This window comes from Mycobacterium sp. 852002-51152_SCH6134967, assembly GCF_001667105.1.
GTDB classification, from domain to species: Bacteria; Actinomycetota; Actinomycetes; order Mycobacteriales; family Mycobacteriaceae; genus Mycobacterium; species Mycobacterium neumannii_A.
In genome coordinates this window covers 52712-62836 of record NZ_LZIK01000065.1, presented here as the reverse complement: position 1 = coordinate 62836, position 10125 = coordinate 52712, and the positions used below count along the sequence as shown (strand labels likewise).

The following is a 10125-nucleotide window of genomic DNA, read 5'->3' as shown; positions in this document are numbered from 1 at the left end:
ACCAACACCGTGAACGGAATCGCCACCAACAACGTCGGCGCCAACGACACCCGAGCAATGAACCAACACTGCTCCAAAAACTCCCGCCACTGAAACGGCCGACGAAACACAAACCGCACCGCATCAGCCGACATCGCAAACAACGCCCCGACCGCCTGCATCGGCCCAGCCAGATTCCGCAACGGCGGCAGACCCGCAGACCACCGCTCGGGCGCCTTAGTCGTCATGGCCAGCAACCTCGTTCGTCGACGTCACTGCGAAGCACCATCGGCATCGCGGGACATCACGCCTCCTGATTGCGTCATCTGACAGCGGGCGGTAAGGGCGCCATGTCTCGACGGGAAAGCGTCGCAGTGAAACGCGCACCGGCACAGTGAGCGTCCCGCTTACCGGGACGACCGATGAACGGAACACCCGCCCGCGGCGCGACGAGCGCGTGGCAGGCTGTGGGCGTGACCGATACCGCAGCCTTCATCGCCCGCGTCGAGAGCGACCTCCGTGAGACACCCACCCCCTCCGGTGTGCTGCGCTACTACGACGTCGGTGACGGTCCCGTTCTGCTCTTTCTTCACGGCTCCGGGCCCGGCGTCACCGGCTGGCGCAACTTCCGCGGTGTGCTGCCCACCTTCGCCGAGCATTTCCGTTGCGTGATCCTGGAATTCCCGGGTTTTGGGGTCAGCGACGACTTCGGCGGCCATCCGATGATCACCGCGCAAGGCGCTGTCGTCCCCTTCCTCGACGCTCTGGGCATCGATCGCGTCAACATCGTCGGCAACTCGATGGGCGGCGGCGTGGGGATCAACTTCGCAATCAGCAACCCGGACCGCATCGGCCGGCTGGTCACGATCGGCGGCATCGGCACCAACATCTTCAGTCCCGGCCCGAGTGAGGGGATTCGGCTGCTCCAGGAGTTCACCGAGGACCCCACCCGTCAGCGGTTGGTCGACTGGCTCAACTCGATGGTGTACGACCAGTCGCTCGTCACCGAACAACTGATCGAGGAACGCTGGCAGTTGGCGACCGATCCGGAGACGCTGGAGTCCGCCCGGCGCATGTACGGCAAGAAGGCCTTCACGCAGATGATGGCGTTCATGCGCGGCAGCGATGCGCCGCTGCCGTGGGCGCAGATGCACAAGGTCGCCGCACCCACGCTGTTGACGTGGGGGCGCGACGACCGGGTCAGCCCGCTGGACATGGCGCTGATCCCGATGCGCACCATCCCCAATGCCGAGCTGCACGTCTTTCCGAACTGCGGGCACTGGGCGATGATCGAGGCTAAGTCGGCGTTCGAGAGCACGGTCTTGGCGTTCCTCAACAGACCCTGACGCTGTAAGACGGCTCGCTCGCCGCCTGGCCTCCCGCGGTCATGCGACACTTCGGTGCTTTCGAGCCGGTGCGCTACACAGTCAGCCAAGGATGTCGGGTTCGGACCGCCCGAACCGGGCAGGTGACTGCAATGACCTGGGCTCGAAAGGGTCAACCCAGACGAAGCGGAATCGAGTTGAACGCGCGGGCCCAGATGGACGTTATTCGCTCGGGTTCGCCGGCGAGGGAACAGTCAGGAAAGCGCTGGAACCACTCGGCGAACGCGAGACGGGCCTCCAACCGCGCCAATCCCGACCCCATGCAGAAGTGCACGCCGTGCCCGAACGAGGCGTGGCGTTGCGCACGACGAGTCACATCGAAGCGCTCGGGTTCCCGGAACTCACGGTCGTCGTGATTGGCTGCGCCCCACACCAGCATCACGCGCGATCCGGCGGGGATTCGGACGCCGTGCAACTCGACGTCACGTGTGGCCGTTCGGGGCAGCGCCTGGGTGGGCGCTTCGATGCGGAGCATCTCCTCGATCGCCGTCGGCCAGAGCGACTGGTCCCTGCGAACTAGATCAAGCTGGTCGGGATGACTCAACAGAAGTACAGTGCCCGAACCGATCAAGTTGGCTGTCGTGTCATTGCCACCCAGAACTAAGAGCAGGCAGAAGCCAAGCAGCTCTTGATCAGTGAGTCGCTCCCCATCAATCTCGGCACTCAGGAGCGCGGTCATGAGATCGTCGCGCGGGCTGCGGCGGCGCTCTTCGAGCAGCTCGGCGAACATCGCGTAGATGTTCATCGCGGCTTCCAAGGGTTCGCCGCTATCGGCCAAACCTATGAACGCCTCAGTCCAAGTGCGCATCGGCGCGAGGTACTGCTCATCGAGGCCGATCATGCCGCCCACCACGACGCTGGGGACCACCGAAGCGTAGTCGTGCTGGAACTCACACACGCTGCCTACGGCAATTTCATCGATCAGCGCTCTGATGCACTTCCTGATCTCATCCTCCATAGCGGCCACTCGCCGCGCGGTGAATGCCCGGGATATCAACTTGCGCAGCGCCGCGTGCCGCGGCGGGTCGATGTAGATGAGCTGCGGCAGCAGCTCATTGGCCTCCGCGACGTGGCTGGAGAAGGTCTCATGGTCAGCGGCGGCGGTCCAGACGTCGGCGAACCGGGTCAGAGCGTAGAACTGACCATCCGGGTCGCAGTACACCGGGTGGTCGTCTCGCATGGTGCGGTAGACATCCCACAGTTCGGTCTGGAATTGCGGTGTGGCCGGGTCGTAGAGAACTCGTGAACCGGTCATCGCGTTTGGCCCTCCATTCGCAGCAGCCCATAGGAGCTGAGAGAACCGACTCCACCGGCTGTTTCGCTCACGGTAAATCCCCCTCGCGCCGGTGGGCCGAGCATGCCCACTGGCTGGGACGGCAGCTCGGCGCGCAGTCGATCATCGGTTGTCCATACCCTGGCCGGCGCGATGTCTGATCGTCTCGGGAACATGTTGTGCGATCGCGGAACTCGCATCACCGGCGAAATCCAGGATCTGCTCGCCGACGTCGCGTACCTGCTCGAGAGACAGGTGCTTGTAGACCTGCGCGGACACCGACATCACCACGTCCCCGTGCTCGTCGAAGATCGGCGCAGAGATGGTTGCGAGTGAAACCTGCTCGATCTGAGGCAGTTCGGCGGGCAGGAAGTCAACGATGGTCAGATCGGCGACGGCGCCGGCCAGGCGCATCGCCACGGGGCCGGCCACATCACCGTCCTCTAGCGCCAAGAGCGCCGTATACACCTTGAGGAGGGGGTCGCTGAGTCGCTCGATGCCGAAGCCGCGCTTCTGAATTTCGTTGAGGACCTTGGGCATTCGTGCCCGATAGACATCATTTACCGGGCCCGCAGCGTCCAACCACTGCTGACGCACCGCTGCCGGTGCCCATGCGACGAATTCGCGCCCAAAAGGTGCAACGAAAGGCAACCGTTGCCCAGGCTGCAGTTGGGGGCGCCCAGCGTCCGGAGCGATCGATTCGACGACCGCGATGGAACCGTCCCTGACTTCGGAGATACAGGCTGCCATGCCGATCGCCGAGCACAGTCGACCCAACGGTGCACGCAGCATTCGCGAGACTGGCACGCTCCCCGGGTGCGGCCTAGGTATGCCACTGCCGAGTGCGTATTTCCCGCTGAGTGGGTCGCGGACAACCCAGTCGCACGCGCAGAGCGTGGCCAGGATGGCGTGCGCGGTGGATCGGCTGATCCGCAGGTCGCGACAGATTTCAGCCAACGTCAGCGGTTCCGGTCCAGCCTGCGCGAGGCGCTCCACGATCGCGACGACGCGCCGGGTCGGCGGCGAAGGGTCTTGACCCGGTTCCCGAGGCGGCCCTAGCTTGATGTTCATATATTCGGAGCCTATAACGAATATTCGTCACGCGAGTAGCGGACTTGGAGGACCGGATGCCTGAGGCCGTACTGGACATCGATGATTTGACCTGCCCGAAACTCGACTCGGTGCAGCGAGGAATCCTCGACCAGTTGGCCGGGGTGTCGATCGACCTGGAGCCGGCTGCGTTGATCGCCGAGGCGGTCGCAAAGACCGGGTTGGACGATTTCGGACCCGGTGACTTTCGCCCACGACTCGACGCATACGCAGGGGCAGCCGATGCGGACGCCGGCAACACCAACCTCAACCGCCTCATCTTGCATAATCGGATCGTTCGTCTGCTCTCACAGCGGCTGCTGCTCACCGATCTGCTGCGCCGGTACCCCGAGATCCACGAAATCAAGATCGAGAAGCCGATCATCGTGGTCGGGCTACCACGTTCGGGCACAACGCATCTGGTGAATCTCGTCGCGGCCGATACCCGACGCCGCGCCCTGCCGTACTGGGAAAGCCAAGAACCGTTCCCGATGCGCGGTGAGGGGCCCGACATCAACGGCGTGGATCCCCGGTTCGTGCGCAGTGTCGCCGAGCACGAGTCGGCACAGATGATGACCCCCCTGCTGCAGGCGATGCATGACCGGTTCCCGCAGGCGATCGAGGAGGAAGTGGAGCTTCTCGATCTGGACTTCGCGAGCTATGTGCTGGAGTGGCACGCCCGGGTTCCGCAATGGCGCGATTTCTATCTCGGGTTGAATCAGGACGCGCACTACGCTTACCTGCGAACGATTCTGCAAGCGCTGACCTTCTTGCGAGGACCACGGCGGTGGGTGCTGAAGTCGCCGCAGCACTGCGAGCAACTCGGGCCGCTGATGCGCACATTCCCCGATGCCACCGTCGCCTTCACCCATCGCGACCCGGTAGCGGTGATCACATCCGCCGTGACCATGTTGGCCTACGGAGATCGCATTCGGCGCAAGGAGATCGACCCGCAGGGTCTCGTAGAATATTGGATCGACCGAATCGAGCGCCTGCTGCGAGCGTGCGTGCGTGACCGCGAACTCGTCGGATCCGGCCAGAGCATGGACATCTCGTTTCATGAACTCAATGGCAACGAGATGACGATCCTGGACAAATTGTATTCCTGCAACGGCACCGAGTTGAGCCCCGAGGCACGACAAGGGTTCCGCGCTTACCTCGATGACAATCCACGCGGCAAACACGGGCGGCTGCGGTACGACCTCAGACGCCACTTCGGGCGATCGCCGGAGGATGTCCGGACGCGATTCGGGTTTTACTTCGACCGCTTTGATGTGCGGGAGGAGACGTGAACGACTACGAGCCTGCATATCTGGGCAGACCGGGAGCCGACGACATAGTCGGCGCGGGGGCACCGGCCGAAGAGGTCAGCGCTGGAATATGGCTCTCCCCCGGCCTGTCGAACTCCTACATGCTGGTGACCGGCGATGGCCGGATCGTGCTGAACACCGGGATGGGGTTTGAGGGGCCCGTGCACCGCGCCAACTACGACGCCATCGACGCGGCGCCGACCCGCTACATCATCCTCACGCAGGGACACGTCGACCACGTCGGCGGTATCGGGTCTCTGGCGGACCCCCAGACCGACGTCGTCGCCCAGGCGAATTGGGAAACTTGGCGGCGCGACAACGAGTTGCTCGCAGAGTTCCGGGCCAGGAACTCCGCGTTCGCGTGGGTCGACAAGGTCATGGCGACCATCGAGGGCGCCACAGCGAGATTTGGTGCCCTACGGCCGCAGAGTGTGCCGACTCCGACGATGGTCGTCGACGACGAATTGACCATCGAGCTGGGCGGTCGTCGACTGGAGTTGCTCGCAACACCGGGCGGTGAAACTACCGACAGCCTGGTGGTCTGGCTGCCGAGCGAAGGTGTATGCCTGTGCGGCAACCTGTTTGGCGCGCTGTTTGGACACATCCCAAACCTCGTCACCATGCGCGGCGATCGCTACCGGGATGCGCTTACCGTGGTTGAGTCGATCGACCGGGTCCGCGCACTGGGCGTCGAGACCCTGCTCACCGGTCACTTCGGCCCGATCGTCGGCAAAGACCGCGTCAAATGGGAGCTGACCCGGCTCCGCGACGCGGTGCTCTACATCCACGACCGCACGGTTGAAGGGATGAACCAGGGCAAAGACGTTCACACACTCATGCGCGAAGTGGTGCTGCCGTCCGAGTTGGAGGTGGGTCAGGGTTACGGAACCGTACGCTGGAATGTCCGCGCGATCTGGGAGAACTATGCCGGCTGGTTCCACCATCGATCGACGGCCGAACTCTATGCCGATAGCCCCGACCAGGCAGAAGCAGATCTCATCGAAATAGCAGGTGCTGCAGCCGTTCTGGACCGGTGCAGGACCCTGTTGGATGCCGGAGAACCGGTGTGGGCGGTCCAATTGGCCGAGATGGTCAATCGCGCACAACCCGAGAACGAGGAGGCCAAAGACGTGTTGATCAGCGCGCACCGCGTCCTACTGGAACGCAGCGGCAATTTCTGGGAATCCGCTTGGCTGCGTACGCGGATTGCCGGACTGTCATGACGAACCGTGTACTTTTCGACTTCACCGGTGCGACAGCGGTGGTGACGGGAGGAACGAGCGGCATCGGACATGCGACGGCGACCATGTTGCGTGACAGCGGGGCACACGTCACCATCACCGGCACGCGGGCCGCGCCCGAGGAGTACGACACCGACCTGGCCGGAATGAGTTATCGACAGTTGGAGCTCACCGACCCGCGCGCCATCGAGGCTTTCGCCCAACAGTTCACCGAACTCGACATCCTCGTCAACAACGCCGGAGCCAACTTCCCCGGCGGCCTCGACGAGTCCACGGCGCAAGGCTTCACTGCTTCAGTGCAATTGAACCTGCTCGCACCGTTTCAGTTGACCGAACGGCTGCACGGTGCTCTGAAAACGTCGAGGGCGGCTGGGGGTGCGAGCGTGGTGATGCTCGCCTCCATGGCTGCCATCCGTGCGGTGCCGGTGGTGCCCGGGTACGGATCGGCGAAGGCGGGTGTTCTCGCCCTGACGCGAAACCTCGCCGCCAGGTGGGCGGCGGACGGCATACGAATAAACGCCGTCGTCCCCGGTGTCGTCGCCACCCGCATGACTGCGCCGATGGAGCACGTACCGGAGATCAAGCAGGAGCAGATCGATCACATCTTGCTTGGCCGGTTCGCCGAGCCCGCTGAAATCGCCAGCCCCATCCTCTATCTATGCAGCGCCGACGCGGCCTACAGCACCGGGTCTGCGCTGGTTGTTGACGGCGGCTACAGCGTGCTCTGACCACATCGGCGCCCCATCTAAGGAGGAAAACGGCAGTGCGATCAGCCATCATCACCGCCGCTGAGAAGACCGAGATCATCGACGTACCAACGCCGACCGTCGGCCCCACCGATGTACTGGTCAAGATCCGAGCGTGCGGAATCTGCGGATCGGACACCCTCTACATTTCCATCGGTGGGCTGCCGCCGCGACAAGGCAGTATGCCGATCGGACACGAACCCGCCGGCGAGGTGGTCGAGGTCGGCACCGACGTCCGCGATATATCGGTCGGCGATCGCGTGGTAATCAATCCGATGGCCCTCGCTGACGACATCATCGGCAACGGCGGGTCGGCCGGTGCACTGGCCGACTACCTCCTCATCAAGGACGCCGTGCGGGGTCGGAGCCTCGAGGTCATTCCCGACCACATCCCGTACGAGGTCGCGGCGCTTAACGAACCCATGGCGGTCGCGTTTCACGCGGTCAACCAGGTGGCGCCTCGACACGGTGACAAGGTGCTGGTGTTCGGCGCAGGCCCCATCGGCCTGGGAATCACCCTTGCGCTGAAGTCGCGAGGAGTCGAACACGTCGTTGTGACCGACATTCTGCCGTCCCGCCTCGACAAGGCCTTGAAGATCGGTGCCGACGCGGTCATAAACTCCCAGGATGAGGATTTCGCGGCACGGCTGATCGACCTGCACGGCCCCGGTGATTCGATGTGGCCCGACAGGGCGGGCACAAACATTTTCCTCGATGCAGCGGGCGTGCCCGAGGTGATCGACTCGGCCATGGGCGTGGCCCAACGTGGGGCCAAGCTCGGCGTCGTCGCCGTTCACAAGGAGCCCGTCAACGTGGACATGATGAACGTCATGAGCAACGAGCTGACTATCGTCGGGTCGATGGGTTATCCGAGTGAGATTTTCGAGGTGACCAAAGACATCGTCGCCAATTGGGAGAAATATCGCTTAATCATCAGTCATACATTCGATTTCAACGATCTCGAGGAGGCATTGCGCTGCGTCGGCACGCCAGGGATGGCCGATAAAGTTGTCATCACACTGAGTTGACGACGACGATCCTAGATCAGGCGGAAGCCCTTGTAACCGGCTGCGGCCACCTCGGCACAGACATCCAGGTAAACGCCGAAACCGCCGATGAACAACATGAATCCGCGCGGTTTACCCGGGACGTTGGCGCCCATGTACCACGAGTTGGCCTTCGGGAACAACGTCGCGTCTGCACGTCGATTGCACTCCGCGATCCAGTTCTCGACGGCGTCACCGGTGGCTTCGATTGCGGTGTAGCCGTGTTCGTCGAGGTGGGAGATCGCGTCGGCGATCCAGTTCACGTTCGCCTCAGCGTGCAACACCATGTTGGCGAGCACCGCGGGCGCACCCGGCCCCGAGACCAGGAACAGGTTCGGGAAGCCGTCCACGCCGAGACCGAGGTAGGTGCGCGGTCCGTGCGCCCAGTCGTCGCGCAGCTTCTGCCCACCGCGACCGACGATGTCGATCTTGCCCAGCGCACCGGTCATCGCGTCGAACCCGGTGGCGAGCACGATCGCGTCGACGTCGTAATGGGCGTCGGTGGTGTTGATGCCGTCGGCGTCGACGGACACGATCGGCGTCTTGCGCACGCTCACCAACTTCACATGCGGTTTGTTGAACGTCTGAAAGTAATTGGTGTCGGTGCAGATTCGTTTCGTCCCGATGGGATGGTCGTTCGGGATCAGAAGCTCGGCGACCTCGGGGTCGTCGATCACCGCGCGGATCTTCTCCTCGTAGAACTTGCGCGCCTCCTCGTTGGCGGCCATGTCGATCATCTGATCGCGGAACGTTTTCGAGAACAGGACTCCCCCGAGCTCCCAACGCTTCTCGAACGCCTCCCGGCGCTCCTCGGCCGTGGCCTCCATCGTCAGCTTCGGATGCGCGATATGCGGTGAGCCGCCGCCGCTGCGCCACGACAACCGGCGGCGTTCGGCGTACGTCGCCTTGATCTGGGCCCGGTCCTCATCGGTCAATGGCCGATTACCAGCGGGCACACTGTAATTCGGCGTCCGTTGGAACACGTAGAGCCGATCGGCCTGGTCGGCGATCACCGGGATGGACTGGATACCCGAAGAACCCGTCCCGATCACCGCGACCCGCTTACCGGTGAAATCGACGGACTCGTGCGGCCAGTGCGCGGTGTGGTACAGCTCCCCCGCGTAACCGTCCAGGCCGGGAAAGTCGGGCGTCAGGGCCGCCGACAACGGACCGGTCGCCATCACGCAGAAGCGGGCGGTCACCACTTCACCCGCATCGGTCGACACGGTCCATTTCAGGTCGCTCTCGTCGAGTACCGCCGAGGTGACCCGGGTGTTGAACGTGATGCCGTCACGCAGGTCGAGCCGGTCGGCCACCCAGTTCAGGTAGCGCAGAATCTCGGCCTGGGTGGCGTACTTCTCCGACCAGTCCCACTCCTGCTCGAGCTGCGGATCGAACGAGTAGCAGTAGTCGACGCTCTCGACGTCGCAACGCGCTCCTGGGTAGCGGTTGTAGTACCAGGTCCCCCCGATCTCGGGCGCCGCCTCGAACACGCGGACCGACAAGCCCTGCGAGCGCAGCTTGTGCAAGGCGTACAGCCCGGCGAAGCCGGCGCCGACGACGACCGCGTCCACCGTTGAGCGTTCCTCGGAGATACCCACGACGTCACGGTAGGGCGTCGCGGTCCCGGTGCCCCCGGAGTTTCCCGATGACCGGGCAATCGAGCGAACGCCGTACCGCCCATCGGACGGGTCGCTCGACCCGGCCTGTTCGAACCGTCACGATCGGCGCATGCCACCGACAAAAGCCCGGGTTGATGCCACCGTCTGTGTCGATCTGGACGGAACCCGGCACAACCTGCGCTGGCCTCGCGACAAGTCGCTGGTCGACGCGATGCTCGACGCCGGGATCGATGCTCCCCACTCGTGCCGCGAAGGCCATTGCGGTTCTTGCGTCGCGACCGTGGTGTCCGGCGAGGTCGACATGGCTGCCTGCGACATCCTCGAACCGGCCGACCTGGCCGAGGGCCTCATCCTGGGATGCCAGGCCCGACCGATCAGCGACGAGCTCCACATCGAGTACTGAGCGGGAAACGCCGCCCGCTGACCGGGATTCC

9 protein-coding genes and 2 pseudogenes are annotated in these 10125 nt (G+C 63.9%); 6 read left to right on the top strand and 5 right to left on the bottom strand.

Annotated elements, in window-relative coordinates; genetic code table 11:
* Window positions 1-227, bottom strand: a pseudogene (locus A5790_RS20945) (ABC transporter permease); the annotation flags it as partial.
* 225 nt (window positions 228-452) lie between these two features.
* Between A5790_RS20945 and A5790_RS20940 the strand changes: the two are divergent.
* Window positions 453-1325, top strand: a complete 873-nt coding sequence (locus A5790_RS20940) for an alpha/beta fold hydrolase (RefSeq protein WP_231987857.1) — start codon at window positions 453-455, stop codon at window positions 1323-1325.
* Between the two features lie 151 nt (window positions 1326-1476).
* Here A5790_RS20940 and A5790_RS20935 read toward each other — a convergent pair whose 3' ends face one another.
* The 3 genes and pseudogenes from A5790_RS20935 to A5790_RS26540 form a co-directional block, all read right to left on the bottom strand.
* A complete protein-coding gene (locus tag A5790_RS20935; RefSeq protein ID WP_066848747.1) occupies window positions 1477-2619 on the bottom strand; it encodes a cytochrome P450 in 1143 nt (380 codons plus the stop codon).
* A gap of 141 nt (window positions 2620-2760) precedes the next feature.
* Complete coding sequence (locus A5790_RS25580; RefSeq protein ID WP_231987856.1) at window positions 2761-3444, bottom strand: transcriptional regulator; 684 nt, start codon at window positions 3442-3444, stop codon at window positions 2761-2763.
* 66 nt (window positions 3445-3510) lie between these two features.
* Window positions 3511-3708: pseudogene (locus A5790_RS26540) on the bottom strand (helix-turn-helix domain-containing protein); the annotation flags it as partial.
* A gap of 56 nt (window positions 3709-3764) precedes the next feature.
* On the opposite strand from A5790_RS26540, the gene A5790_RS20925 reads away from it, so the two are divergent.
* The 4 genes from A5790_RS20925 to A5790_RS20910 are packed head-to-tail and all read left to right on the top strand — an operon-like array spanning window position 3765 to window position 8051.
* The gene (locus A5790_RS20925) at window positions 3765-5018 is read left to right on the top strand and encodes a sulfotransferase (RefSeq protein ID WP_066848744.1); all 1254 of its coding nucleotides are present in this window, start codon (window positions 3765-3767) and stop codon (window positions 5016-5018) included.
* Window positions 5015-6259 carry an alkyl sulfatase dimerization domain-containing protein gene (locus tag A5790_RS20920; protein WP_066848741.1) on the top strand — a complete coding sequence of 415 codons (1245 nt, stop codon included), beginning with the start codon at window positions 5015-5017 and terminating at the stop codon, window positions 6257-6259. Before A5790_RS20925 ends, A5790_RS20920 begins: the two co-directional genes overlap by 4 nt.
* A complete protein-coding gene (locus tag A5790_RS20915; RefSeq protein WP_066848738.1) occupies window positions 6256-7005 on the top strand; it encodes an SDR family NAD(P)-dependent oxidoreductase in 750 nt (249 codons plus the stop codon). Before A5790_RS20920 ends, A5790_RS20915 begins: the two co-directional genes overlap by 4 nt.
* 35 nt (window positions 7006-7040) lie before the next feature.
* The gene (locus A5790_RS20910) at window positions 7041-8051 is read left to right on the top strand and encodes a zinc-binding dehydrogenase (protein WP_066848736.1); all 1011 of its coding nucleotides are present in this window, start codon (window positions 7041-7043) and stop codon (window positions 8049-8051) included.
* A gap of 11 nt (window positions 8052-8062) precedes the next feature.
* Here the strand turns inward: A5790_RS20910 and A5790_RS20905 are convergent, their stop codons facing one another.
* Window positions 8063-9670, bottom strand: coding sequence for an NAD(P)/FAD-dependent oxidoreductase (locus A5790_RS20905; protein WP_066848733.1), 1608 nt, complete (start codon window positions 9668-9670; stop codon window positions 8063-8065).
* Window positions 9671-9800: 130 nt separating this feature from the next.
* On the opposite strand from A5790_RS20905, the gene A5790_RS20900 reads away from it, so the two are divergent.
* A complete protein-coding gene (locus A5790_RS20900; RefSeq protein ID WP_066848730.1) occupies window positions 9801-10094 on the top strand; it encodes a 2Fe-2S iron-sulfur cluster binding domain-containing protein in 294 nt (97 codons plus the stop codon).
* The last annotated feature ends 31 nt before the right edge of the window (window positions 10095-10125 follow it).

Bases quoted from the DNA above. Each gene is read 5' to 3' on its own strand.
- A5790_RS20935 (WP_066848747.1), bottom strand. From the start codon at position 2,619: ATGACCGGTTCACGAGTTCTCTACGACCCGGCCACACCGCAATTCCAG.
- A5790_RS20925 (WP_066848744.1), top strand. From the start codon at position 3,765: ATGCCTGAGGCCGTACTGGACATCGATGATTTGACCTGCCCGAAACTC.
- A5790_RS20915 (WP_066848738.1), top strand. From the start codon at position 6,256: ATGACGAACCGTGTACTTTTCGACTTCACCGGTGCGACAGCGGTGGTG.
- A5790_RS20900 (WP_066848730.1), top strand. From the start codon at position 9,801: ATGCCACCGACAAAAGCCCGGGTTGATGCCACCGTCTGTGTCGATCTG.